Raw genomic sequence first — 26,607 nt, forward strand, 5'->3', positions numbered from 1 at the left:
ATGAAACAGATAGATCATGTTACTTTGCAAAGCCCTCTTTTGGGCCAAATTAGCTTTAAGCCATTTTTACCAGACCACGACAGTAGCTTATTACACAGTTGGCTAACCCAACCCTATGCAAAATTTTGGGGAATGGAAAATGCTTCAATTGACGAGGTCAAAGCCTTTTATTCAACGCTGATAAACAGTGGACATGAAACAGCTTATCTTGGCTATATCAATGGTACTGCCCAGTTTTTGATAGAAATTTATGATGTGTCACAACACGAAATCGCCTCTCATATTGATATCACAGCAGGCGATATTGGCTTTCATATTTTATTAGCACCCAACACGCATCCTATTCGTGGTTTTAGCCATGATGTAATGCAACACTGTATGCAATTTATATTTGATGAATACCATGCAACGCGAATTTTAGTCGAGCCAGATTGTCATAATCACAAAGTCCACACCCTTAATTTAAGTGTTGGTTTTCGTCACCTTAAAACCGTTCGCTTAAAACAAAAACAGGCTTTGCTAGGCGAACTAACTAAAACCGCGTTTAATCACAGTAAACAGTATGCTAATCATTTAAATAGCTCAATTCAGTTAAATCACAGTTCGCCTGATGCGACACAATTCGCATCGCACATAAAAACAACACATTGGCAAAAAGCAAACCAACAGCTAATCGTTAAGATGATCACCGAGTTTTCTCATGAGCGGTTAATTACCCCGTTTGAGTTAAGTACAGGTAGTTATTTGCTAACCAACAGTAATGAGCAAGTGACTTATCACTTTTCTGCAAAACAATTACCCCTTGATCATCTTATGATCGATGCTTCAAGCCTAGTAAAAACAAATAACCAAGGCGAGCAGCAAGCTTTAGATGCCCTGGCGTTTCTTTTAGAATTTGCCTCAAAGCTCGGATTAGCAGATCAGCAACTGGCTACCTACTTAGAAGAAGTATCTAGCACCTTAAGTTCAGCCTGCTATAAATACGCAAAACGATCGTTCACCGCCTCCGAGTTAGTTCACCAGTCATTTCAAACGGTAGAGTCTGAAATGACCCATGGCCATCCTAGTTTTATTGCCAATAACGGGCGCATTGGTTTTGATGCAACAGATTTTCATCAATACGCACCTGAAGCCGCATCCCCAATACAAATTATTTGGCTAGCGGGTGCTAAAACACATACAGCATTTAATGCAATTAATGATATTAATTATCAGTCGTTAATCGATAGCCAACTGGATTTAAGTGAGCAGTTATTCTTTGAAAAACGGCTTGCTGAAAAAGGCTTACTACTGGATGACTACTACTTAATCCCTGTTCACCCTTGGCAGTGGGAAAATAAACTTGTTCACTTATATACCCGTGAGTTAGCAAATAATACGCTAGTCTGTTTAGGTGCTGGATTTGATAAATACTTACCACAACAATCTATCCGTACCTTATTTAACTTATCAAAGCCTAATAACTACTATGTGAAAGTAGCACTATCTATTTTAAATATGGGCTTTATGCGCGGTTTGTCGGCCAAATATATGGCGGTGACGCCGGCAATTAATCAGTGGGTCTATGATTTAGTGCTGAACGATACCACCCTATCTTCTCTTAATTTCGTACCGCTGCGCGAGCTTGCCACTTTGGGCTTTAGCGGCAGTCATTACGAAGATTGTCAATTAGGGGATACACCTTATAAAAAAATGATCGCAGCCCTTTGGCGTGATAACCCCACTAATTTAATCGACAATTCAGAGCAACTTGCAACCATGGCTAGCTTGCTGCATCAAGACAATAATGGCAATTCCTACATAGTGGCCAAAATAAACGCATCAAAACGCTCACCTGAGGCATGGCTAAAAGCGTATTTAAAAGCGTATTTAATCCCTCTGCTGCACTGCTTTTATAAATACAAATTAGTGTTTATGCCGCACGGTGAAAATTTGATTTTAAGATTTAAAGATCATGTGCCAGTAGGTGTTTTTATGAAGGATATTGGTGAGGAGGTGTGTGTACTTAATTCACAAGATGAATTACCCGAAGAAATCGCACGCATTACTATCACTATGCCAAAAGAGCTTGAACTATTGTCTATATTCACGGATGTCTTTGACTGTATATTCAGATACATGGTGCCATTACTCGCGCAAGAAAATTGCCTTACACCAAAGCAATTTTGGCAATTAGTTGCAACTGAAATTAAACAATATCAAGCAGCCCACCCTGAACTAAGTGAGCGCTTTGCACAGTACGACATATTCTGTGACGAGTTCGAACTCTCATGCTTGAATCGCTTGCAGCTTAAGAATAACAAACAAATGGTCGACTTAACGGACCCAGCAAATAGCTTACAATTTGCCGGAAAGTTAGCCAACCCCATCGCATTGTTTAAAGACTAAATGGCCATTCAAACCACTAAAGGGTGCCCTAAAGCTGTGTTGGCAACTTCACTAAGTACAGTGCCCGAGGTTAAACTAGTGGATGATAGTGACATTAATTTTCACTATCACCCCAGTGCTATCTCTTCACTTTATCGCACCTTGCAAGAAAAGTTCAGTTACACAACACGTGCATATCACATTGTGAATTTATGGCGCCAACTTATTTGGCAACCCATTTATTTATCTGTGGCCAGTTGCTACCGCGCCAAAATAAGCACAGATCTTCACAAGCTAAAACAAGTACAAACAGAAAACACATTGTATGGCTTGATGGTGACAAACATTGTGACTCACCACACACTGCAACATGCGATTAATGCCAATATCCATTCATTAAGAAGGTGTTTGGATCACGCCTTCAATACCATGAAGCAAGTCTGCCATCTCTCGTATGGACAGAGTGTAAAAATCGTTTGCGATATTCTGGCAAACGCCTTTGTCCGCGTGTCAGGTATCGCGCAAAGCGATGAATTAACCGCTGCACTGAGTGAGTGGCAACACGCCCTTTTTAATAAACAACATACTTTTATAGATAGGCAAAGCAATTCACAAAAAATCAAGCTAGCAACCTGCTGCTTACATATTCAAATCGAGCCCAATAACCCGTGTGAAAATTGCCCCAAAAATTCCATTAGGAGAACAACACATGCCAACTAATCGCTTGGTTTCCATTGATATCGCTCGTGGCATGAGTGTCATTATTATGATCTGTGTGCATACATTGTGGATGTATGCAGATAAAGACACCCAATCGAGCTCTTTGCTGGGTGATATTATTCACTTTCTCGGTAAAGGCACCGCGTCATTTCTTGTTGCTATGGGAATCTCATTGATGCTATCAAGGCGTCAATCTAGTCGTGATTTACTTTTTCGTGGCCTAACAATTCTCGCAATTGGTTACAGTATGAATTTTCTAAAATTCGTACTGCCCATTATGCTGGGTGTCATGCCGGAGTCATTTGTCGCTGCTTATGAGTGGCAAACACCTTTAAATTTCTTTCAATATCAGTACCTCATCTTAACCGGTGATATTCTTCAAATGGCAGGCTTCTCATTGATTATTCTCAGTGCTATTACGCAGTTTGTTAAGAATGAGTGGGGGTACCTTTTCGTTGCCTTGGCAATAGCTGTGAGCGCTAAGCCATTAAGCGGTTGGACGCCTGGCATTGACGGGTTAGATTATTTAGCCAAAGTACTGTGGGGCAATACCTATCAAATCTATTTTCCACTTTTCCCGTGGTTAAGCTGCATTTTAGTAGGCATGTTTATCGGCAAACGGTTTGTCCACAGTCAAAGCAGTGTCGCGTTACACAGCGACTGCTTGAAAATGGGCATATCTTTGACCTTACTTGGTGGCGGGTTGATGGCATGGAATTTTGATTATCATTTTGGCAATTTTTTCCATACTGGATTTGGTGGTATCGCCTATTTAATTGGAGTTAACTTAATCGCTTTATGGTGCCTCAATAAACTGCTAAAAAGCGTTATATTCGAACGATTACATGGCCTATTTAGTTACTGTTCGCAGCATGTTACTAGCCTTTATGTAACCCAATGGGTGTTAATTTGTTGGGGCATGGCGATTATTGGATACCAAACCATGAACTCGTTACAAACGATCATGTTAATGCCCTTAACAATTTCCCTAACGCTGCTTTGCCATTATGGCTATGTAACAGCTAGAACGAACCTAAGTCTTAACAAACATATATTGAAACGAGCACCGCAAGTTGAGTGATTTAGAGATTTAAAACCGCTTTTACATTTGCTAAATAGGTTTGCGACACCGGCACTTCGGTGCCATTTTGCAAAATAAGAATGAGCTTGCGCCCGTCTTTTTTAGTATCGCTCACAGCCTCTTTAGCTACCCACCAAGAACGATGTGTTTGAAAGCCGTCATAATGTTCAAGTTTAGAGAGCGCATCTTTAAAACGCATTAAAAGTAGGTGTTCACCTTTATCTGTTTTTACATTTAGGTAGTGGTCATCCATTTGCAAACAAATTAATTTCCCACGTTTAGCCAGCGGCAGTTCATTAATTAAGGTATCAACGGGCTGGCTTTGCATACTCTCAACTTTTTCAGAGTTCAGTGCGAGTTCTTGCGCATTTTGTTTAAGCAGTTGCTGTTGTTGCAACATTAACGATTTAATTGAACTTACACCTGCAATAATACCACCAATAACCGTGCAATATAAAATCGACATAGGCAATGATTGCAAATAGCTATTATCAAAATAGTTAAAAAAGAGATTAATAATAAAGGGCGCTAACAACCCCATTAAAACACTTGCTACTAATGTTGAGAGTATAAGTCGAACGGCTTTTTTGTTTATCCGTTCGGGCAAATTACTATCGAGCAATTTTGACAAAAAGAACATCGTTGGCGAGTAAATTACGTAGCCAGTAAAGCACATCACACACCAGAAGAATCCAGCATAAAAGATATCAATTTGGTGCATACCAAATGGGCGAAGAAACGTTAAAAACACCACAAAAATAGCAATAACAACTGCGTCAGTCGCTAAATCTCTTACGTCTAAAAACTCTCTTATCAATTGATTATTAAGGTTAATTTCACGATTCGCCAATTGTACATCCTGTTTTTTTTATTATTTCACGAAGTAATGAACTCGCTTTACGAAAGGTCGATTGAGCGCTGAAAAAAATCGTCATATTGTGATTCCAACGAGCAAAACGACGCTCATTAAAAAACAATTTATTTAAGGAATTACTATGAACTTTTTAACACTATCCACGCTTTCGTTAAGCCTTTTTATATTACCTGTATCTGCACAAACCGTGCAATTCAATATTGAAGGTATTCAACACGATAAAGGAAAGTTATATATCCAATTATTTAAAGGAGAAAACAACTTTAAAAAAGGTAAAGCACACAATGAAGCGATTGTTAATGCAAAAAAAGGGCAGCTAACAGTGACTTTCAATAATGTTGAACCTGGGGACTATGCCATTCGCTACTTCCATGATGAAAATAGCAACCGAGACTTCGACAATAATATGTTTGGCATGCCAATCGAAGGTTACGGTTTCTCAAATAATGCGCCGGTAAATTTTGGTCCGCCAAGCTACCAGCAAATGACCTTCATGGTATCGAATGTTACCGTTATTAATTCTTCAACAGTTAACTATTAAGGAGCAAAGTAATGCAAAGACGTGAAGCCTTAAAAAGTATGCTCGGTTTATCTGTTGCAGCAGCTGCTTGTAGTCCCTTCCCTGCGCTCGCAAATTTGGCGAGCGCAAATGAAGATATCATGGCGCAGTTTGCAACCAGTTTTGACAAGGCCGTTCTTAATAACCCTAACTTAATTGGTTTAAAAAGCATGTCTGGTGATATTCCTTGGCAAAACTTAACCATTGAAGGGAAATTACCAAAAGCGCTTCGCGGCAATTTTTATCGAAATGGGCCTGCGGTGCATCAGCGCAATGGACAACGCTACACTCATCTGTTTGAAGGTGATGGCATGATCCAACATTTTAACTTTACTGATACTGGCATTCAGCACCGCGCTAAGTTTGTAAAAACCAACAAGTACACTCAAGAGCAGGCCGCAGATAAGTTTTTATTCTCTGGACCAAATAGCAAATTACCCGGCAGTTTACCTGTCAATAAAACCGACATCATTAATGCTGCCAATACTAATATTATTCCGGTAAATGGCGAGCTATGGGCACTTTGGGAAGCGGGCTCTGCAACCGCAATAGATGCAAGTAGTTTGGACGCAAAAGGTCTTGTAAACCTTGGCGAAAACACTCGTTATGGTAATAGTTTAAAAGGGCTCGCCTTTTCAGCACACCCAAAAATTGAGGCGGACGGCACGATTTGGAATTTTGGCAGTACCGTTACGGGCGACATTGTACTTTACCATCTTAATAACCGCGGAATAACGCAAAAAGTAAACTTACTTAAAACCAATTACCGTGGCGGCATGTTACATGACTTTTTAATCACGCAGAATAATATACTCATCATCTTACCGTCACTTGATAGAGATAAAACCGATGAGCGTTTGTTCAGCGCAATTCGTTTTAACAACAGCTTGCCGATGAAGGTATTAGTCATAGACAAAAATACCTTAACACTGACGCGTGAATACCAAGTAGATGCAGGCTTTGCCTTTCATTTTGGTAATGCGTGGGAAGACACCGATGGTACGATTCGCTTTGATGCCAGCCTTTATCCAAATTGTGAAAATTTACATCATATGAGTGATTTAATGCGTGGTAAAACGTCGGATGCAACGCCTGCCAATACTGTATTGTTCACACTTTATAAAAACGGCAGTGCTCATAAACAAACCATTGCAGGTATCAGCGAATTTCCACGTGTATACGATCACTTAACAGGGTTACAAAATAATTTACTGGTGACACTATCATCAATACAAAGTGATGTATGGAGTGACAGTGTGCGCGTTATAAATGTGAATAATGGCAAGCAAGATACCTTTGTGTATGGCGAAGATTTTCTAGTTGAGGAGCATGTAATTGTTGATAACTCGCATCAAGAAGGCAATGGCTATTTAGTGGGCACAGCGCTTCATGTGCCATCAAAACGTACTTGCGTAAATGTGTTTAAAGTTGGTCATGTCAGTGATGGTCCCGTGTGTCGTGCTTGGTTAGGGCAAGCGTTATCGCTTGGCTTTCACGGTAATTTCCTGACGCTTTAACAATTCTTCACAATGCTTTATGGTGAACTTATCTATAATTCACAGCTCAAAACAGAGACTTATTTAAAAAAGGACGCACCATGAAGCCATTGTTTTATTTATCACTGTTAGCGCTTTCAAGTCTTGCATCTGCCAACAGCCACTTACCCAACCATCGTCATATTGCAATTACGGGTTACGGCGAAAGCACAGTAAAACCAGACATCGCGATTTTACATTTATCGGTAGAACATACTGATAAAAAAAGTGCTGAAGCCAAAGCTGAAGTAGACAAACGTTTTAATGCGCTGCTAAAAGGCTTAAAAAAGTTTGATATTAAAGAAAATGACATTGTTGCATCGCGCATTGCCACGTCACCACGCTATGAATACTCTCAGCAGCAGCGTAAGCAGTTACATGTAGGTTATTCAGCTAATCGTACAATTGAAGTAACGGTAAATGATTTAAGCATTCTCAGTGATGTGATGGATTTAGCATTAAGTGCTGAGGTTAATCAAATCCAAAATCTTGAGATGACCTCATCAAAAGAAAAAGAGTTGCAACAACAAGCTGTAGAACGTGCTATTGAAAATGCAAAAACTAATGGTGCTGCCCTCGCTAATTCGTTTGGCGCTGCACTTGGCAAGGTTTATAGCATTAATGCACAAAATCATGAGCAAATTAGGCACTATGGTAAGATGGAATATAGTGGCCGTATGCAGATGATAAGTAGCGAAACCGGAAATATAGTGTCTCCGGGTACCTACCTGCAAGACGACCTCACCTTTAAAGCCACAATTAATGTCGTGTTTGACTTAAAAGGTAAAAACTAATTATTTCCTCAATTACCAGCAAATAAGTTTAACGCTGGAATAAGTAAAAATAGCTGCTAGAAAATAAGGTGTTATCTAGCGCTTAGGTTAGTTATAGTGGGCAGCGAATAATGGCTGCCCCAGATTTTAAAATACACATGCGTAAATCCGATAAAAAATTAGACAACCAAATACGAAAGGTGCTCACCCCCCTTTGTGAAGAAGCCCTAAAGGACTTAGCCGGTTTTAGTTGGGTTACACATACAGTTAACTATCAAAAGTTTCCCCAATCATTACAAGTTGCATGTGTTTTTGAAGATGCAAATGCGTTATCGCACTTTAAAAACAGTGAACAACTTGACTCAACGCGCTCACAGATTGAAGGTGCCCTAAAACAAATAAATATAAACACAGCTGCAATTAAAGAATGCGTTATTTTTGTCACTAAACACAACGCGCCTTAACTTTTTTCTACCTTAAACGGAGTTTTATGATGCGATCGTTATTTTTCCTATTCTTACTATACTCAACTAGCTTAATCGCAAATCAAGACGTCATTATTGTCGACCGTGTAGTACCCAATAGCATTGAGTTAGCGTTTCCAAATGAACGCAATATTGAACCTGAGATCAGTGATTTTCAAATAAACAACTTCATACTAATGAGCAATGATGATGGCGAGCGATTTGCAGTTGTGACACTAACAAACTTATCAAGTGGTTCTCGTACATTAAATCATAATCACTTAATGGCGCAGGTCAGTAATGGCGAACGCATTAACCCATTACCGTTTAAACAAGCCTTTAAAGGTGATGAAACAATATCACTCACCCTTGGGTTTGGTGAAAATAAATTTCCTTTGCTTACAATCTATACTCGCGCAAAATAGCTTATAAAGCTGCATAGAAGGAGTCATGGAAGATGTTAAATTGTCATAACACTGGGCTAATCGTTATTGATATTCAAGGCAAATTAGCCACGCTAATGGAAGAAGGCGAGCAGTACATTGCTCAATGTCGTGCACTTATTGCCGGAGCGAAACAGCTCGATTTACCAATTATTTGGCTTGAACAAAATCCAGAAAAACTAGGCAGCACACACCCCAACATACTTTCCCTGTTAGATGGCATAAAGCCGATTACTAAATTTACTTTCGACGCCTGCCGTGAGCCTTCCTTTTTAGCGGCGATTGCCAAAGAAAACAAACCTAACTGGCTTATATGCGGTATTGAAGCGCACATTTGTGTTTATCAAACGGCTGCCAGTCTTTTGCAAAACAACTACCAAGTGCATTTAGTCAATGACTGTATTGCAGCACGTAAAGGCGAAAATAAGCAGCTCGCAGTGAATAAATTACAGCATTTGGGCGCACGCATTACGGGTTTGGAAATGGCACTGTTTGAACTTGTTAAAGATTGCCGCGATGAACGTTTCAAAGGCATTTTAAATTTAATTAAGTGAAGTTATTGCTAACATCGCAAGTGTGGTAGGCTAACCCAGTTTTTAAAAGAAGTACTTATTATGATCCCAAGTAAATACCAACGCTTTGTTTTTGCCTTTTTTATGGCGCTTTTGATGTCATGCCTTATGTCATTTGTCATCACGTTATTCAATGTAGGATTAGTCGATAACGTGCTCATTATTTGGTTAAAAGCGTGGGCATTTGCCTTTGTTGTTGCCTTTCCAGCGGTCACCTTAGTTGCTCCCATTGTGGCTAAGCTTACACAACTGTTTATTGCCAAAGATACATAAACAAAAACTAAATAAATCATTAAAAAACATAATGTTAATAATTGTAACGCCAGCTAGACGTTAGGTTACTTTTGCGGCACTATAAAACGCTTCCCTATCATAAAAATAAAGGAATATTATGGAAGCGCGTTTAATTAAAGCCTGCTTAATCTCATCAAGTGTGTTACTCCTTAGTGCGTGTGGCTCAAGTGATAAAAAGAATGAAGCCCCAACAATCTCCAGCAATATTGCAACAAGCTACCCAGAGCGAAGTGACGTTAATATTGCTATTACACTTACAGATAAAGATGGCAGCATTAAATCGTCAAATGTGGTGCAAAGCAGCGGCCCAACAGTTAACTTTACTTACGCAAATGGCGGTCTTAGTTTTACAGCGCCAGAAGTAACCGCAGATAGTCCTGTCGCATTTACCGTAACCGCAACCGACAACGACAACGCTCAGTCAACACTCAGCATCAATACGAATATTTTGCATGTAAACCGTGCGCCGCTTGCCAGCGAAAATAAAGTGGATGTTGAATTTAACCAGCCGCTTGAATTTGACCTAGGCATTACCGATCTCGATGGTGATGACGTTCAAGTAACAATAAAAACCGCTCCTGAGAGCGGCGAATTAGCGATACTTGAAGATAATCGCTTTACTTTTACACCCAGCTTGAACAATGCAAATGATCAGCAGTTTGAAATTACCTTAAGCGACGGTGAGTTAACAGCAACTCATATTGTTGATATTGATTTAATTGATACCAGTGCGCCTGTTATTCAGTCTTACACACCTGAAGAAAACGCGAAATTAATTGCCGCATCGTCTCAAATCGAAATCGCATTTGATGATGTACTAGCAGCTGAAAGTTTAACAGTGAACACCGATACCACTTGCTCTGGCAGTATTCAGCTTAGTCACGATGATTTTGTAACCTGTGCGCCAATAAGCCTTGCCACAGCTTCAACAGATACTAGCAACACAGTCGTTACCCTAACCCCAAGTGCGGCACTTGCCTACGCCAGTGACTACCAAGTAAAAGTCACTAATGGTGTTACCAATTTCCACGGCACTACACTGACAAATGAAACTCGCTTCTCATTTAAAACCGAAAACCAAGACTTACTGATCTCAGAAGTATCCTCATCCAAATATTGGGATGATAATCGCTGGATTGAGGTGTATAACGGCACTGCTAATCCAATTTCTTTAGCAAATTATCAAATCATAGCTGAAAGTATTAGTTACGATGACTGGAGTGATACGGGTGTAAGAACCTTTGCTTTGTCAGATAAAACCCTAGCATCTGGCGAGTTTATGGTGTTGCAAGCAAAGCATGGTAATGGTTACTGGCAACAAAGCGTTGCTGAGTCAGCGCAGTTAATGCTTATTTCAGACGAGTCTAATATTCACCCAGAATGGTATTACTCAGGTGGTTTTGTTGAACTACAAACAACCACAGGTAGCACCATCGATTTTGTTAGTTTTGGTGAAAACAGCTACCTCCCAACGGATGAAACGCAGTGGCAGGTGGGCGCAAATGCCTCTGCCATGGAACAAGACCTTGGCATGAGTGTGGTGCGCACAGTGCTTGATACTGACACTAACTCAGCACAAGATTGGCAAGTAAGCTATTACATGACCCCGGGTGGACAAAACGACGTAACGTGTAACAGCGACGAAGATAATGACGGTATTCCAGATTGCGCTGAGCAAGAAGGCGCAACCTTTGCAGGTCTGCCACTTTATGAATGGGGCGCGCGTGCCGGTCAGCGCGATATCTTTATCGAAGTGGATTACATGGAAAGTAACGACCCTGGAGTGCAACTTCACCGTCAAGCGCTCGATTCTGTTAAGGCATCTTTTGCTGAACAGAATATCGCTATCCACTTTGATGCAGGCGACTTATTCCATCAAGCTGAGGGCATTTCACCAACAGATTATGACTTAGGTGGCGGTAACCAAGTTGCCTTTTATGCGCAAACCAATTTTGCGGGTTCCGCAGACGCGCCGAGTATACTTGACCATAAAGTGCAAAACTTCGACATCAAACGTCGTCCAATCTTTCACTATATGCTGATGGCTAATAGCCAAAATGAAGATGGCTCAGCGGGTTCATCAGGACTGGCAGAAATTAATGGTAATGACTTTATTATTTCCATGGGTAACTGGGGATTCAGCTTAGAAACAGAAGTAAGCCGTAATATTGTGCACAACATGCAAGCAGGCACCATTATGCATGAGCTTGGTCACAACTTAGGGCTAGGCCATGGCGGTAATAACCACACTAATAACAAGCCAAATCACCACAGTGTAATGAACTACTTATATCAGTTAAGCGGTTTATCAACCATTGGTGACGATGAAGGCGATCGCTACCACCGTCGTTTTTACTTCGGTAATGCAAACTGTTTCCCTGAAGATAAACAGCTTACAAATGGTTTCACATCTGCACCAAGTGACTTTAAGCTTAGCTATTCCCATGGCCAAAACGCCACAATTGATGAGCTGCAAATTGATGAAAGTTTAGGCTTAGCGAACCCATCATCAAGTCCTGTAGATTTCGACTGTAACGGCAGCAACAGCGATACGCTGGTGAATTTTGATCTCAACAATGATGGTGAAATATCATCAGATCTTAATGACTTCGATGAGTGGGGCAACTTAATGCTAACCTTTACCCGTTACTGGAGCGGTGCTAACGGAGGCGCTACGCTGTCACCAAGTAAACAGCGAAAGCCACAGAACGTAATGCATTCTGACCTTCAAGACATCATTGTGGAACAAGCACCGTCGAAAGAGTTGTTAAACATGATATCAACTGCTGGTAAGTAATATGAAAAGAGTAACCCTTGCAATATTCGTGTTACTCTTGGTGGGCTGCTTTGATAGCAGCTCGCCAGACTGGCAACTCTCTGAAACAGGATTAAGTTTCAAAGCTAAATCTGTCGATTTTAGCAATAAAGCACCATCCAATTGCGGTGATTGCGAAATTAAACAAGTTTCACAACATTCACCGCTTGGCCCCTCATCAGTAAGCTATATCTACCAGCAAGGTAAACTGATTGCAGCATATGGTGAAAGTGCGAGCAACCAAGTCTCCATTTTAAATAATTCTGGTAAAACGGTATTTAACGTTAAGCTACACGATGATGTGTGGCAGCTTCAAAGCGATGCAAAAAACTATCCGTTAGGTGAAAACCAAATCGCCACAATTAGTGTATATGGTAAAACATATCTTTTTTTACCAAAAAAACTAAGCAACTCTGGGCTTGAGTATATTTGGCTGGCACAATCTAGTTAAAGTCAAAAACACACTATTGGGAGAAACAATGAAAGTATATTTATCAGGTGAAATTCACAGCGACTGGCGCGAGCAAATCATTTCTGGCTGCCAAGCGAAAAATCTCGAGATTACCTTTGTTTCGCCCAATACCGACCATGAATCCAGTGATGCTGCTGGTGATTGCCTAGGTGAAGAGAGCAATTCATTTTGGCGCGATCACAAATCCGCTAAAGTAAACGCGATTCGTATTCAAAACGCCATTAAATCGTGCGATTTAGCGATTATTCGTTTTGGCGATAAATACAAACAATGGAATGCGGCATTTGATGCAGGTTACTGCGCAGCACTTGGCAAACCTTACATTACACTGCACAGCGAAGACATTGTGCATGCATTAAAAGAAGTCGACGGCAGTGCGCAAGCATGGGCGACTTCACCATCACAAATTGTCGAAATTTTAGCATACACACTGAATCCATGAGCCTCAGTTTATTTGAGCCAATGTCACTTGGCTCATTAACACTTAAAAACCGCATTGTGATGGCCCCCATGACCCGTTCGCGTGCTACGCAACCCGGTAATATTCCTAACGATTTAATGGCGGAATATTATGCTCAACGTGCCAGTGCGGGCCTGATTATCACAGAAGGTGCCCCTATTTCGCCTGTTGCACGGGGTTATTCGCTCACACCAGGTATTTACACTGAAGCGCAAATAGCAGGCTGGCAAAAAGTAACACAGGCGGTGCATGATCGCGGTGGCAAAATTTTTATTCAGCTGTGGCATGTTGGCAGGCGCTCAAGCACTGCGATTGAAGGATTGCAACCACTAGCTCCCTCAGCAATTAAAGAACCCGATAAAGTGTATGGCCCACTGCCAAATGGCGAGTTGGGCATGATAGATACCACAACGCCTAAAGCCATGGATTTAAGCGATATTCAAACCACGGTAGATGATTTTGTTATTGCTGCTAAAAATGCCATGCGCGCAGGGTTTGATGGCGTTGAAATTCATGGTGCACATGGCTATTTACTCGATCAGTTTATGCGCCGGTATGCAAATCAGCGAAATGATATTTACGGTGGCACAATAGAAAATCGCATTCGCTTAACAGTAGAGGTTTGCAACGCCGTTGCCAGTGCCATTGGCAGTGATAAAGTGGGCTTGCGTATTTCGCCTTTTGTCACAAGCAATTATCAAACTCATGACAGTGAGATGCCAAAACTCACATTAGCGCTATTAAAAACACTTGCGCCATTACAATTAGCTTATTTACATTTGTCGGAAAATATTGGTAACAACCAGACAATCAGCGATTCATTTCGCAAGCAAATGCGAGTGCTTTACCCGCACCCAATAATGCTTGCGGGCGGACTGACACACCACCGTTCAGAACAGTTTTTAGCGCAAGGTGTTGCCGAACTATTCGCGTTTGGTACAGCATATATTTGCAACCCTAACTTGGTTGAACGCATGGCTCAAAATCAGCCGTTAACTAGATTACCAAACAATGCGCACAATACCTTTTATGGTGGTGGCAAGGAAGGTTATACCGATTATTGAAACAGTTGCAGTTTGCAACAAAAGCAATTACTCTAAAATCTCTCTCTCATCTACAAGGAATCAAGATGAACAAAAAACTCCTTTTAATTTCACCACTTATTGCAAGCTTAACAGCATGCGCAATGTTCCCTTTCGAAAAAGACGTGAAAGACGGTCATTTTCGTGTTGAGAACTTCAGTTACGATCATATGAACGACACCAAAGAATACGTATATTTAATGTGTCATAACAAAAAGCCAACGGGTTGGATTGCGGCAAGGCAATACCCAGCAGGCGAACACGACCTTTGGGTAAAAGCAACGTTTCAAAACGTTGGCGTTTTACACTCTTACCGTGAAGCGTTTGTTAACTTCAAAATGGATTTCCCCGAAGGTGGAAATTACCAACTTGCACACGAAATTAACAATGAAAACATTTCGGTATGGTTACAAGATGTAGAAACCAAAGAAAAAGCATCAGAAGTAGTCACAAAACCACTGGCTCGTCAAAATGTGGCTGACAACGGCAAACACATACAACAATGCAAACAAGGTACTGTATAAATGCAATTTGAGCGTTTAGGGCAGCATTCTCATAGTGATATCACAACACTGTTCACGCATGTGTTTAGTGATTCAGAGGGCGCGAACGCGGGCCTACAAATCGGTGCATTAACTGACCAAATGCAACGTGAATGTAATACCGATGAATTAATGCCCTTTATCGCTCATCAGCAAGGTACTTTATTTGCAGCTGTGTTTTTTAGTCAGCTTTATTTCAAACACCCTAGCAAAGTTAAAGCGATGATTTTATCGCCAATGGCGGTAGCGTCATCGCAACAAGGGAAAGGCATTGGCCAAGGGTTAATCCATTTTGCCTTAAACGATTTGAAAGCTTATGGCGTTGATTTTGTGGTCACCTATGGTGATCCCAAGTTTTACAGTAAAACGGGTTTTGAGCCGATGTCAGATCAACAACTTATCCCACCATTTGCGCTGTCTTTCCCACACGGTTGGCAGGCTGTTTCTTTAACGGGTAAGGCGCTCAGTGAACTGGTTGGTGAAATAAGCTGTGTTGCACCTCTAAACCAAGCTGAGTACTGGTAATACGATGAAAACCATAGGCCTTTTAGGTGGTATGAGTTGGGAGTCAACACTCAACTATTACAAAGCAATAAACCAAGGTGTTAAAGCGGAACTTGGCGGCTTAAATAGCGCACAAATTTTGCTTTACAGTGTTAATTTTGATCATATCGAAAAACTGCAACGTGCAGGTGAGTGGCAACAAATGGGCGATATGCTCAGTAAATCCGCAAAAGATTTAGAAGCCGCAGGTGCCAATTGTTTACTTATTTGCACCAACACCATGCATAAAGTCGCACACCAAATTGAACAGCAAATTCACATCCCCCTATTGCACATTGCCGATGCCACAGCTGCCCATTTAATTAATGATGGTGTATCTTGTGTGGGCCTATTGGGTACTGGGTTTACTATGGAGCAAGGGTTTTATAAAAACCGTCTTACTGAAAAATTTGGTATTCAAGTATTAGTACCTAATGAAGATGACCGCGCGTATGTGCACCGTGTTATTTATAACGAACTTTGCTTAGGCGAAATTAATGCGCAGTCAAAAGAGCGCTACCTAAACATTATTAACAAACTTTATCGCCAAGGTGCACAAGCGATCATTTTAGGCTGCACTGAAATCGCCTTGTTGGTATCGCAAAACGATACCGATATACCGCTTTACGATACCACTGCTATTCACGCGGATGCCGCTGTAAAATTTGCACTTAAACCTTAACGAGTTATTGGTGCTTACCTACTTGCCAGCCGTTATGTGTTAGGTGCTCTTTGCCCGCAGCAACAGCGCCGTCTTCCATGGTGGTCCCCATGCTGTCATTCCAGCGGTTCAAGTAACCAAACAGTGATATTACACCCAAAATCTCAACCACTTCGCCATCATTCCAGTGTTCTTTTAAATTAGCCGCAATCTCATCATTAACTGCATTCGGCACACTAGATGCTGCCAGCGCAAATTCAAATGCTGCTTTTTCAGCATCACTGTATAAATCCGATGTTCTAAATTGCCAAATATGCTTTAAACGCTCTTCACTGCCGCCATAACGTTCAGCCGCCAAAATAGTATGCGCTTCACAATAACGGCATCCTGTATTGGCGCTGGTGATATAACCAATTAAACGCTTTTGCTCTGCTGTAACGCGCCCTTCATTTGCCATTACGGCTTTATTTAAACTAATAAATGCACGGGCAATTTCCGGGCGAATTTGCATGGTTAATACGCTATTAGGGCAAAAGCCTAAGGTTTCATTAAAAAACTTTGCAAGTTCTGCCACTTCGCTGTCGTGGTCTTGTGATAAAGGGGTAACTAACGCCATGCTTATCTCCTGTTGATTATATTTATGTTGCATATGCAACATAAATATAATCAAGCCATCAACCTATGTCTAGTTTTTAGGCACATTTAATTATCGGTGTGTGGCAAAGGTAAATATGGTATTTTGCTTTTAAATCGCTCGCGAAATTAAAAAAATAACAAAGCACATGACAGCCAATAAACGACAAACCTCTTTTAAACTTTCTAAAAAGTTAGACAAGGCATTAGATTTATATCAACAAGTGCCTTACCGTATTGCCACCGCAAGTAACTTGCTCGCACTCGATAGAGACGCCAACGTAAAACACATCACTCACTTAGATACACGCGCCATTCGCGTACTGTTAAATATTGGCTCGTACGGTCCAATTAATGCGGCTGATATTGCTTACCAAACACGGCTCGACCCGTACTCAGTTACGCGTGCAATCAATGGGCTATTAAAAGAAGGGCTTATTCAAGCCGCCAACGACCATTCCACCAGCCGCAGTAAATTTGTTGAATTAAGCGAAGCTGGCACACCCATTTATCAGAATATTGCTAGCTACATGGCCAAACGTTGCGAAGATGTGCTCGATGGCATTAGTGATGAAGAGCAAACACTACTGATGACAGTGCTTGAGAAAATTGAGCTCAACACCGAGCGCATGCTGGCACAAAACGCGCAAACATTAAAAGACAATGGCGGCACCCCCACGCGCGACCAAAGTGAACAAATCCGTTGGTTTAAACGCACACAAAAGCAATCAAAATAAAGTAACCCCAATAGAGTAAGCAAATAAGGAAATACCATGATCCGACTCGCTAACAAGGACGATTTAGACGGCATTTTAAAACTCTATAACGAATTACGATCAAACGACCCAACATTGCCTCACGCACTTGCCGTTGAGCGCTGGCAGCAAATGATCAATGATGACAGAACCCATATTGTGGTTGCTGATATTAATGGCACGCTCGCAGCCACCTGCGCGCTCAGTATCAATTTAAGTATTGCCGTTGGCGCTCGCCCGTTTGGCTTAATTGAACATGTTGTAACGCGCCTTGATTTTCGCCGCCAAGGATTAAGCCAACAAGTGCTCAGCTATGCAATTGATTTAGCATGGCAGTTACACTGCTACAAAGTCATGCTGCTTTCTGGCGCAAAGCTTAATGGTGCCCACAAAGTGTATAGCGCAGTAGGGTTTGATGGCGATAGAGAACGGGGTTTTGTTATAAAAGCGCCAGATATGGCAGCGAAAAATACTGAATAAACATTTAAAGGCAAACGAATAGTGGATTTTTTTGCCTAAGATACGTTTTATAAATACTTTACATTGTTAGTGTAACAGTATGATGGTAATCTACTGAAATTATTGAATAAAACATTCTTAATGTATTTGAAATACTTACCAAAAAATGGATTTTATAATGAGCAGTACAGAAATGGAAACTTCCGAATCACAACACCACTATGTCGGTTTTTGGGCACGTTTTGGCGCCTCAATTATTGACACAATCTTAGTCATAATGATTACTTCCCCGTTACTTTATTCAATCTATGGCAATGAGTATTGGGAAACAGATCAATTCATAATTGGACTGCCCGATTTTCTTATTAGTTGGGTTTTACCACTAGTCGCGACTGTTCTTTTTTGGGTTTATAAATCGGCAACGCCTGGAAAAATGGTCTTAAAAGCCAAAGTAGTAGATGCTGAAACGGGCAATGCGCCATCTACTCAACAATCAATTATTCGTTATGTTGGCTACTACATTTCTTCATTACCCATTGGCTTAGGTTTTATTTGGGTCGCTTTTGATGCAAAAAAACAAGGCTGGCATGACAAAATCGCAGGTACGGTAGTCGTAAGTCAATAGAAATAAAGACTTAGAACTATCTTACTCAGAAAAATACCAAAACAATTGTAGCTAAAAAACAAAAGTTCAAATTAAGGAGAATAAGAACATGAAGAAACTCACAATGCTTTTCATCATTACTTTATTGGGAAGTAATGCCTACGCAAAAGATACGTCTAAAGAAGCTTTTATTGCAGATGGAAAAGTAAAAATTACTAATGCGTTATGTTCGAACCAAAAGTTTTTAAAATGCACTGGTGATTCCAATTCGTTATGCCAGTCGCAAATGAAACAAGTTGTTTTACCCCATTGTGTCAGTTCTAAGCTATCAGGCCTACCTGAAAAATTAACTCAAAAAGAAGCGCAGCTTGCAGCGAATACATTTGGTAAATGTGCAGCGATTGCATATCCAGCTTTAAATCAACTGGATATGGATGAATTTAGTAGCTGCATGACCAAATAAACCATAACACTTGGCCGGGTTATTCTGGGCAAATTTACTAATAGGGTCAGTAACTAAAAAATCAATGACTCTGACCCTATTGATATAGATGGTAGACATCATTCGCCTCAAGAGTTGGCCAGCTTTATTCAAGAACGGGTTTCATTGCTTTAACAAGCGCTTTATGTCGCTTAAATACACACTGGAGCTACTTTTCGCGGGCTATTAACTTCGCTTAGGTTCAACCCACTCAATTTGCCCATAGGCTGGAATTAAACTTAAAGGAAAACTTGTGTCGTATAAGGAAATATTGCAACTAAAACAAGAAAGTGATGCCCCTAAGCGTGGCTACATGTTTGAGCAATCATTAAGGGAAATTTTACCTTGGTCATATAGACCACCAATTACAGCATCTACGTCCTCAGAACAACTAGATGCTTTTTTTGAATGGAATTCTTGGCATTTTTTAGTTGAAGCTAAAGCAAAAAAAAAGGTGATAACCGCAGGTTCACATGACTGGGAGGACTTTGAACTAAAAATCAGAAAAAGAAAAGGGCAATGTATAGGGCTCTTTTGCTCTCTTTATGACGTTAATGACGAAGTGTTACGTAGTGCAGAAATGTTAAATAAGGAAGGGTTTACTACAATAGTTATTGCTGGTGCAGTATGGATTAAATTGTTTGAAAGCAATATACGTATTAGTGACTATATTAGATATTCTGTTTTCCAAGCTCGGTCAAAATTTAAACCTATATCTGATGATCTAGATAAGATTAAGGATTGGGTATTTAGTCGTGATGAGATTAACTTAAAAATACATGCGATATGTACAAAAGAGTCTTCCGTTTTTTTACGTAGACACAAAATTTCTCATCATGAAAACGTTTATGTTGAGAGAAAGGTAGATGAAAATCTAGCCTCATTCATTAACCTACTAAAACCGAGCAAATTAAATTCTAATGTTAAATCTCATACACATGATGGAAAGCTGTATTCATCAGATAGAGGAAAGCCTAAACAAATTACTTTAGTAAGAGATCTTTCTGGAGCGGGAAAAACAACACTATCAGTAAACTTGTCGCTTGATAATGATAACTATTTTGGCTCAGTAAAGGCAGCTCTACAAAATGATATTGATTGCTTTATTGATCGTCTCTTAGATATTGATGATAGTAACGGGCTTGAAAGTTTGTTATACGTTGATAAGCCAATAGTTTTTGTTATCGATTCGTTAGATGAATCTCTGGCAAATGCGCAAAAACGTAAAGAAGTAATGGCACTTATTAAAGGCATTGAAGAGCTAAATAACAAAGCTAAGTTAAGAGGGTTATTGTGCTACCCAATAATGTTGGTTTTTACTATTAGAGAGGATTTTTGGAGGGATTGGGAGTCGACCTTCGAAGGCTTGGAAAAGCATAACTTAAAAAAGAGATTTTCATATTTTAACTATGAAGAAACTATATTAGCTCTTAATAAATATTCTAATAGTTTTAATTACAATATAAAAACAAAGCTTAATAAACAACATTTAGATATTCTTTCACACCCATTCAATTTACAGATTTTCTCAGAAGCACATGAATATGAGGGTGATGTTTATATTGATGATGTAATGGATGATACTGTTTTAAAGTTATTCTTTGATAGAAAAAAAGACGATATACATAAAAGACCTATCTCTGGATTTTATCCAAATATTCTTATGGCATTATGTTCAAGCATTTCTGCATTTATTGCAAAGAGCTGCAAGAATGAAGTTTCTTATGATAAAGTTATCTCAATAATTAGAAATGACTATTCATCACTTTCAGAAGTGTCTGATTTAATTGTTAAAAACTTAATTTCTGAGCAAATTATTGTTAGAGATACAGCTAACACCAGAATGTTAAGATTCCGACACATGAAATTTGTTGAATATTTAACATCTTATTACATTGCTAGAACTCTACATACTTCAAATAACCCCAAAAAATTAGATGAGATGATAAGCTCACTAATCAATGAAGGCTTTTTATCTATTTATTACATTCACGAATTTATTCGCTCGATATGTAAAGCTGAATTCTATGAGTTATATGAAAATCTTATGGAGTATTATGCACATTCATCAGAATACATGAAAAGACTAGTGCATCAAAAAAGATTGTTTATATCAGGCGGGGAAAAAGTTAGTAACTTAGACATCGATACTATTGAAAAAGCGATGGCAAGAGGCGAAAGCGAGGTTTGTTGGGAAGGTTTTTTCGTTATTGCAGCAAAAAATAATAACAGAGATAAGAAAACAGTATTAAATGCTTTTGATATGGCATGGAAAGCTAATGAATCGAGAGTAGATCGTTGGAAAATATTAAATAAACTATCTCAGCATAAATTACTACTTGAACCTACAGTATTTAAGTCCGTAATGGCTAGCAATTCAACTAATGATTGGTATTCATTTATTGATGGTGTCATTTTGGCTGAACAGTTTAACGATTTTAAGTCAATTATGGATGAGTACAATTTCCCATGTTTATTGAAGCATTTGGCCTTAAAAGAAGGGAGTGAGTGGACAAGGGTTATTCAGCTTTTGGAATCTACATATCAAGGTCAAAAATATGAATTAGGGGCTTAAATCTACAAATCATTCAAACGCACTTAAAAACGCTGACTATTCTGTTTTTTCTCTAGATGTAACTCTCAGGAAACACCATGCACAAGAAATCACATTGGGAAACGGTTTACACTACTAAAGCATCAAGTGCGGTGAGTTGGTTTCAGCCCCATGCGGTGACCTCAATAGAATTTATAAACCGTTTAAATTGTGAAAAAAGTGCTGCCATTATTGATGTAGGTGGCGGTGCGTCCACTTTAGTTGATGACCTGCTGTTAAATGGGCATACAAATTTATCGGTGCTTGATCTATCTGGTGCTGCCCTTGCAACGGCTAAACAGCGCATTGGCGAAAATTCAGCAAATGTAAACTGGATTGAAGCGGATATAACAGACGTAACACTGCCCAAACAGCAATTTGATGTATGGCATGATCGTGCGGTATTTCACTTTTTAACAACACCTAAAGAGCGCAGCGCTTATATTAAAAACGTAATGCATGCGGTAAAACCACATGGCCACATTATTATTGCCACATTTGCAGAAAATGGCCCAGAAAAGTGCAGCGGCTTGCCTATTGTGCGTTACAGTGCAGAAAGCTTACACGCCGAACTTGGTGAGCATTTTGCACTTAAAGAACAACGCCATGAAACCCATAAAACGCCGTTTGGTACAACACAAGAGTTTGTGTTTTGTCACTTTGTGAAAAAGGGCTAGCAAGGATGTAGGAACATATCGCGTTCTCACCCGCTCGCCCTATTTACTTTGTTTGTTCTTTGCTTTTCACAGCAAATACATTATTCACTTGCTTAATTCACTCGCTTAAATAAGTCACCAAATGTGGCAATAGATAAGCTTTAATTGGGAAAAAAGTATTTATTTTCCGATTTTAGTGAATTAAGCGCTAAAAAAGCGGATAATTACAGCCATTATGTTTGCCTTGCTGCAACCACCTATTCGCGGCGACACACTTGGAACCTAATTCATGGAAATCAAAGTAAATTATCTTGATAACTTGCGCTTAGAAGCGCTGTTTGACGACTTTAACGTTATTGCCGATCAGCCTATTCGCTATAAAGGCGATGGTAGCGCACCTGGTCCATTCGATTATTTTCTTGCCTCATCTGCGCTGTGTGCGGCGTATTTTGTAAAGGTGTACTGTAACGCGCGCGATATTCCAACGAACGATATTCGCCTGTCGCAAAACAATATTGTTGACCCTGAAAACCGTTACAACCAAATTTTTAAAATTCAGGTAGAGCTGCCAGAGAGCATTTCTGACAAAGACCGTGAAGGTATTTTACGTTCAATCGACCGTTGTACCGTTAAAAAGGTAATTCAAACAGGCCCAGAGTTTGTTGTAGAAGCGGTTGAAAACCTCGATGAAGACGCACAAGCCATGTTAATGGGTCAGCCTGAGGGCGACACCAATACCATGATTTTAGGTAAAGACTTACCGCTTGAGCAAACCATTCAAAACATGACCAAGATTTTAGAAGACTTGGGTATGAAAATTGAAATCTCATCGTGGCGTAACATTGTGCCAAACGTATGGTCGCTTCATATTCGCGATGCAGCATCACCAATGTGTTTTACCAATGGTAAAGGCGCAAGCAAAGAAAGCGCGCTGTGCTCGGCACTTGGCGAATTTATTGAGCGTTTAAACTGTAACTTTTTCTATAACGATCAGTTCTTTGGTGAAGAAATTGCCAATAGCGATTTTGTCCATTACCCAAATGAAAAGTGGTTTAAGCCAGGCCCAGAAGACGAGCTACCAAACGAGATTTTAGACGACTACACGCTAGATATTTACGACCCAGAGCAAGAGCTGCGTGGTTCTAACCTGATTGACACTAACTCAGGAAATGTTGAGCGCGGTATTTGTTCAATTCCGTATACCCGTCATTCAGACGGCGAAACGGTTTATTTCCCGTCAAATCTGATTGAAAACTTATTTTTAAGTAACGGTATGAGCGCGGGTAACAACCTTGCCGAGGCCAAAGTACAGTGTTTATCGGAGATTTTTGAGCGCGCGGTAAAACGCCAAATCATCGAGCAAGAAATTGTATTACCAGATGTACCAGAAGACGTACTGAATAAATACCCAAGCATAGTTGCGGGTATTAAAGGGCTAGAAGAACAAGGCTTCCCTGTCGTCATTAAAGATGCCTCACTTGGCGGCCAGTTCCCAGTAATGTGTGTTACCTTAATGAACCCGAAAACGGGCGGCGTATTTGCATCATTTGGTGCGCACCCAAGTTTTGAAGTAGCGCTTGAGCGAAGCCTTACTGAGCTATTACAAGGCCGCAGTTTTGAAGGCTTAAACGATGTACCTAAGCCAACTTTTAACTCAATGGCAGTACAAGAGCCAGAAAACTTTGTTGAACACTTTATTGATTCAACAGGCACCATTTCTTGGCGTTTCTTTAGTGCCAAGTATGATTACGAGTTTGTTGAATGGGATTTCTCTGGCACTAACCAAGAAGAGTGCGATGCCCTATTCGGTATTTTAGAAGACATCGGTAAAGAAGCATATGTTGCTGAATTTACTGGCCTTGGTACCGCATGCCGTATTTTAGTACCGGGTTATTCTGAGGTTTACCCAGCAGAAGACTTAATTTGGGATAACACCAATAAAGCCCTTTTATACCGCGACGATATTTTAAACCTACATTCACTGTCTGACGATGAACTAGCTGATTTAGTTAATCGTTTAGAAGAGAGCGAGCTCGATAACTACATTGATATCATTACCCTAATTGGTATTGAATTTGATGAAAACACAGTGTGGGGTCAGCTTACTATTCTAGAGCTTAAGCTATTAATTTACTTAGCATTAGGCGATTTAGAAGAAGTAAACAACCTCGTTGAAAGCTTCTTACAGTACAACGATAACACCGTTGAACGCGGCCTATTCTACCAAGCGCTGCACGCAACACTGCAAGTAGCACTTGATGACGAGCTTGAGTTTGAAGACTACCAGCATAACTTCACGCGCATGTTTGGCGAAGAAGTAATGAATGCGATTATTGGCTCAATTAATGGCGATGTGCGTTTTTATGGTTTAACACCAACTAACTCACAGCTAGAAGGCCTAGATAAGCACCTGCGCTTAATCGAAAGCTACAAAAAGCTGCACAGCGCTCGTGCAAAATTAGCAGGCAAGTAAAATAAATTGGGGTAAGTCCGTTAGGGCTTACCCATTTTTATGGCTATAAAGCCAAGGTTTTTATTAAAAAGTGCACTAAGTAAAGGTCTATTGATAACGAAATTACTCACTAGTGCAGTTTTTTAGAAACGACCCCTAGTGTTGTTAAGCACTAAGCAGCCTTTTCAGCCAACTTGTCCAAGTTAGGCTGTTTTATATCTTCTTTTAGCGCCAATGCACCTAGGTAAATCAAACCAAGTGGTGGCACAATTGAAAGCACAGCGCCAACTAGCGCAATCACTTTAGGCGAAGTGGTTTTACGTTTACCTAAATAAAAGCTCAAGAAACCAACAAGCGGAACAAAAAGAATAAGCGAATAAAAAATTAATTCACCAATCAGTGTGCCATTAATATTCATGTGTAAATGTCCTTATTAACGTCAATATCAATATTTTGGCATAGCCATTTTGCTTATGCCGAATCCTGTTTATGTACTCTATTTGAAGATAACACATTCACCAACAAATAGCCTACATAAAATGCCATAATGAGTGCAAACAAATCAATCAAATACCCATTTCCACTTGCAAAGTCACCAAAAGGAAATGAAATTGAAATCGGTGCGATGTGTGGCAACACATTTTTATTGCAAACATGCCTAACACTTTGACTAATAAAAAAGAGTATTGAAACCACAAGTGCTTTTGCATTAGCAACATAACATCCGTAAGCGCCATATAATGGAATTAACACATACAGTAAACAGCTAAAAACAATGCTTTTTATGTGTTCAAGCTCATAAAAAATAACAATGCTTAATCCGATCAAGGCATATAGTGCATGTATTAAGCTGGCAAGTTTAAATTTCAAAGTGTTCCTTTTACTGATAATGGTTCAGATAAATTGCGTGCATTATTATAAATTCATCCAACGTTGCATCATGTTTTGATCATTGGCGTGTTCTGCTAGCGTTATATTATTCACAATGTAAGGCTTTAAAATAGCATAAGCCTCGTCGCGACTTTGGGTTTTAAGCAATAAGTGTCGGTAAGATCGAATTAAATAATAGCGCTGCATAGGTATAGCGCGGGCGTATTTTAATTTGAAAAGCTGAGCAATGACTTGTTGAGCTCGCCCGTATTCACCATCTTCAATTAATCGATAAAGCCATTGTGTACCAATATTTATCGCTGCATTTGCGTCATTACATTGACCACAATGTTCACTTTGCCAGGTCTCATCCATGTAATTTGAGATATAAAACGCATATAAAGGGTTAAATTCACGCACTGTGCCGCGCCCTAAAAAGCCCGCCATCTCTTGCACATCATTGCCACGATTTTTCAACATTCGGGCGTAAAGTACTTTAAAGTCACGTTTGTATTTATCGATGCCGGTATTTTTATCATGATACGCTTTCATTTCCTCGGGCGTATAATTCATTGGATCCAAATACTTAATTGGCACCGAATGCCACCACTCGGGCTTTGGTACAGCCACTTCAAATTCCGGCCACGATGGCCAGCTTTTTTGCTGCTCTGCTTCGCGCTCAACAAGCTCTTGATAGCTATCTCCGCAGCCTGTGGCAACTAACAACCATATGAACGACATTAAAAAAGAAATGAGTAATCGGCTATAGCGCATAATAATCCTTGTGATTTCACGAAAAAACACTATTTGCATCAGTATATAACTTAACTAAGGCCGAGAGCGACTT

At 40.0% G+C, this 26,607-nt stretch carries 29 protein-coding genes; 24 read left to right on the forward strand and 5 right to left on the reverse strand.

All coding sequences use genetic code 11. The features are described from left to right. From OM33_RS21435 to OM33_RS21445, 3 genes are read left to right on the forward strand one after another with little or no spacing between them, the layout of a single operon-like run. On the forward strand, positions 1-2,388 hold the full coding sequence (locus tag OM33_RS21435; RefSeq protein WP_052141249.1) for a GNAT family N-acetyltransferase: 2,388 nt from the start codon (positions 1-3) through the stop codon (positions 2,386-2,388). Then, on the forward strand, positions 2,389-3,087 hold the full coding sequence (locus OM33_RS21440) for a hypothetical protein (RefSeq protein ID WP_040136672.1): 699 nt from the start codon (positions 2,389-2,391) through the stop codon (positions 3,085-3,087). Next, positions 3,077-4,168 (forward strand): heparan-alpha-glucosaminide N-acetyltransferase domain-containing protein, encoded by a 1,092-nt coding sequence (locus OM33_RS21445; RefSeq protein ID WP_052141250.1) that lies wholly within the window; start codon positions 3,077-3,079, stop codon positions 4,166-4,168. Before OM33_RS21440 ends, OM33_RS21445 begins: the two co-directional genes overlap by 11 nt. Position 4,169: 1 nt before the next feature. On the opposite strand, the gene OM33_RS22265 is transcribed toward OM33_RS21445, so the two are convergent. Then, positions 4,170-5,018 (reverse strand): LytTR family DNA-binding domain-containing protein, encoded by an 849-nt coding sequence (locus tag OM33_RS22265; protein WP_052141251.1) that lies wholly within the window; start codon positions 5,016-5,018, stop codon positions 4,170-4,172. Positions 5,019-5,163: 145 nt separating this feature from the next. On the opposite strand from OM33_RS22265, the gene OM33_RS21455 reads away from it, so the two are divergent. The 14 genes from OM33_RS21455 (at position 5,164) to OM33_RS21520 (ending at position 16,278) form a co-directional block, all read left to right on the forward strand. Further along, the gene (locus OM33_RS21455) at positions 5,164-5,583 is read left to right on the forward strand and encodes a DUF2141 domain-containing protein (protein ID WP_040136674.1); all 420 of its coding nucleotides are present in this window, start codon (positions 5,164-5,166) and stop codon (positions 5,581-5,583) included. 11 nt (positions 5,584-5,594) lie between these two features. Next, the gene (locus OM33_RS21460; RefSeq protein WP_040136675.1) at positions 5,595-7,118 is read left to right on the forward strand and encodes a carotenoid oxygenase family protein; all 1,524 of its coding nucleotides are present in this window, start codon (positions 5,595-5,597) and stop codon (positions 7,116-7,118) included. Positions 7,119-7,198: 80 nt separating this feature from the next. Next, complete coding sequence (locus OM33_RS21465) at positions 7,199-7,930, forward strand: SIMPL domain-containing protein (RefSeq protein WP_052141252.1); 732 nt, start codon at positions 7,199-7,201, stop codon at positions 7,928-7,930. Positions 7,931-8,040: 110 nt separating this feature from the next. Further along, the gene (locus OM33_RS21470) at positions 8,041-8,373 is read left to right on the forward strand and encodes a hypothetical protein (RefSeq protein WP_052141253.1); all 333 of its coding nucleotides are present in this window, start codon (positions 8,041-8,043) and stop codon (positions 8,371-8,373) included. A 26-nt stretch (positions 8,374-8,399) separates the two neighbouring features. Further along, complete coding sequence (locus OM33_RS21475) at positions 8,400-8,798, forward strand: hypothetical protein (RefSeq protein WP_040136677.1); 399 nt, start codon at positions 8,400-8,402, stop codon at positions 8,796-8,798. A gap of 32 nt (positions 8,799-8,830) precedes the next feature. Continuing rightward, complete coding sequence (locus OM33_RS21480; RefSeq protein WP_040136679.1) at positions 8,831-9,370, forward strand: isochorismatase family protein; 540 nt, start codon at positions 8,831-8,833, stop codon at positions 9,368-9,370. A 60-nt stretch (positions 9,371-9,430) separates the two neighbouring features. Further along, on the forward strand, positions 9,431-9,661 hold the full coding sequence (locus OM33_RS21485; RefSeq protein WP_040136681.1) for a DUF2798 domain-containing protein: 231 nt from the start codon (positions 9,431-9,433) through the stop codon (positions 9,659-9,661). A gap of 118 nt (positions 9,662-9,779) precedes the next feature. Beyond that, positions 9,780-12,479, forward strand: a complete 2,700-nt coding sequence (locus tag OM33_RS21490; protein ID WP_081991253.1) for an Ig-like domain-containing protein — start codon at positions 9,780-9,782, stop codon at positions 12,477-12,479. 1 nt (position 12,480) lies between these two features. After that, the gene (locus tag OM33_RS21495) at positions 12,481-12,948 is read left to right on the forward strand and encodes a hypothetical protein (RefSeq protein WP_040136683.1); all 468 of its coding nucleotides are present in this window, start codon (positions 12,481-12,483) and stop codon (positions 12,946-12,948) included. A gap of 28 nt (positions 12,949-12,976) precedes the next feature. After that, a complete protein-coding gene (locus OM33_RS21500) occupies positions 12,977-13,411 on the forward strand; it encodes a YtoQ family protein (RefSeq protein ID WP_040136685.1) in 435 nt (144 codons plus the stop codon). Continuing rightward, the gene (locus OM33_RS21505) at positions 13,408-14,493 is read left to right on the forward strand and encodes an alkene reductase (protein ID WP_040136686.1); all 1,086 of its coding nucleotides are present in this window, start codon (positions 13,408-13,410) and stop codon (positions 14,491-14,493) included. The genes OM33_RS21500 and OM33_RS21505 overlap by 4 nt, the downstream gene beginning before the upstream one ends. Positions 14,494-14,558: 65 nt before the next feature. After that, on the forward strand, positions 14,559-15,035 hold the full coding sequence (locus tag OM33_RS21510) for a hypothetical protein (protein WP_052141254.1): 477 nt from the start codon (positions 14,559-14,561) through the stop codon (positions 15,033-15,035). Beyond that, the gene (locus tag OM33_RS21515; RefSeq protein WP_040136688.1) at positions 15,036-15,578 is read left to right on the forward strand and encodes a GNAT family N-acetyltransferase; all 543 of its coding nucleotides are present in this window, start codon (positions 15,036-15,038) and stop codon (positions 15,576-15,578) included. Positions 15,579-15,582: 4 nt separating this feature from the next. After that, positions 15,583-16,278, forward strand: a complete 696-nt coding sequence (locus OM33_RS21520; protein WP_040136690.1) for an aspartate/glutamate racemase family protein — start codon at positions 15,583-15,585, stop codon at positions 16,276-16,278. A gap of 4 nt (positions 16,279-16,282) precedes the next feature. Here the strand turns inward: OM33_RS21520 and OM33_RS21525 are convergent, their stop codons facing one another. Continuing rightward, positions 16,283-16,873 (reverse strand): carboxymuconolactone decarboxylase family protein, encoded by a 591-nt coding sequence (locus tag OM33_RS21525; RefSeq protein WP_040136692.1) that lies wholly within the window; start codon positions 16,871-16,873, stop codon positions 16,283-16,285. A gap of 166 nt (positions 16,874-17,039) precedes the next feature. Between OM33_RS21525 and OM33_RS21530 the strand changes: the two genes are divergently transcribed. The 7 genes from OM33_RS21530 to OM33_RS21560 all read left to right on the forward strand — a co-directional run bounded on the left by OM33_RS21530 (position 17,040) and on the right by OM33_RS21560 (position 24,911). Further along, on the forward strand, positions 17,040-17,627 hold the full coding sequence (locus OM33_RS21530) for a MarR family winged helix-turn-helix transcriptional regulator (protein WP_040136694.1): 588 nt from the start codon (positions 17,040-17,042) through the stop codon (positions 17,625-17,627). Positions 17,628-17,663: 36 nt separating this feature from the next. Next, positions 17,664-18,125 (forward strand): GNAT family N-acetyltransferase, encoded by a 462-nt coding sequence (locus OM33_RS21535; protein WP_040136697.1) that lies wholly within the window; start codon positions 17,664-17,666, stop codon positions 18,123-18,125. Positions 18,126-18,282: 157 nt separating this feature from the next. Beyond that, complete coding sequence (locus OM33_RS21540) at positions 18,283-18,729, forward strand: RDD family protein (protein ID WP_081991255.1); 447 nt, start codon at positions 18,283-18,285, stop codon at positions 18,727-18,729. A gap of 88 nt (positions 18,730-18,817) precedes the next feature. Beyond that, positions 18,818-19,171 (forward strand): hypothetical protein, encoded by a 354-nt coding sequence (locus OM33_RS21545; RefSeq protein ID WP_040136699.1) that lies wholly within the window; start codon positions 18,818-18,820, stop codon positions 19,169-19,171. A gap of 271 nt (positions 19,172-19,442) precedes the next feature. Further along, positions 19,443-21,764, forward strand: a complete 2,322-nt coding sequence (locus tag OM33_RS21550) for an NACHT domain-containing protein (RefSeq protein ID WP_040136700.1) — start codon at positions 19,443-19,445, stop codon at positions 21,762-21,764. Positions 21,765-21,841: 77 nt separating this feature from the next. Further along, positions 21,842-22,459 (forward strand): class I SAM-dependent methyltransferase, encoded by a 618-nt coding sequence (locus OM33_RS21555; protein ID WP_040136702.1) that lies wholly within the window; start codon positions 21,842-21,844, stop codon positions 22,457-22,459. Between the two features lie 268 nt (positions 22,460-22,727). Further along, complete coding sequence (locus OM33_RS21560; RefSeq protein WP_040136704.1) at positions 22,728-24,911, forward strand: OsmC domain/YcaO domain-containing protein; 2,184 nt, start codon at positions 22,728-22,730, stop codon at positions 24,909-24,911. Between the two features lie 151 nt (positions 24,912-25,062). Here the strand turns inward: OM33_RS21560 and OM33_RS21565 are convergent, their stop codons facing one another. Genes OM33_RS21565 through OM33_RS21575 form a run of 3 tightly spaced genes read right to left on the reverse strand, consistent with a single transcriptional unit; the run spans position 25,063 to position 26,534 of the window. Next, positions 25,063-25,308 (reverse strand): hypothetical protein, encoded by a 246-nt coding sequence (locus OM33_RS21565; RefSeq protein ID WP_040136706.1) that lies wholly within the window; start codon positions 25,306-25,308, stop codon positions 25,063-25,065. Between the two features lie 53 nt (positions 25,309-25,361). Beyond that, the gene (locus tag OM33_RS21570; RefSeq protein WP_040136708.1) at positions 25,362-25,760 is read right to left on the reverse strand and encodes a hypothetical protein; all 399 of its coding nucleotides are present in this window, start codon (positions 25,758-25,760) and stop codon (positions 25,362-25,364) included. 45 nt (positions 25,761-25,805) lie between these two features. Next, the gene (locus OM33_RS21575; RefSeq protein ID WP_040136710.1) at positions 25,806-26,534 is read right to left on the reverse strand and encodes a hypothetical protein; all 729 of its coding nucleotides are present in this window, start codon (positions 26,532-26,534) and stop codon (positions 25,806-25,808) included. Positions 26,535-26,607 lie beyond the last annotated feature (73 nt).

Source organism: Pseudoalteromonas piratica, from assembly GCF_000788395.1.
GTDB lineage: Bacteria > Pseudomonadota > Gammaproteobacteria > Enterobacterales > Alteromonadaceae > Pseudoalteromonas > Pseudoalteromonas piratica.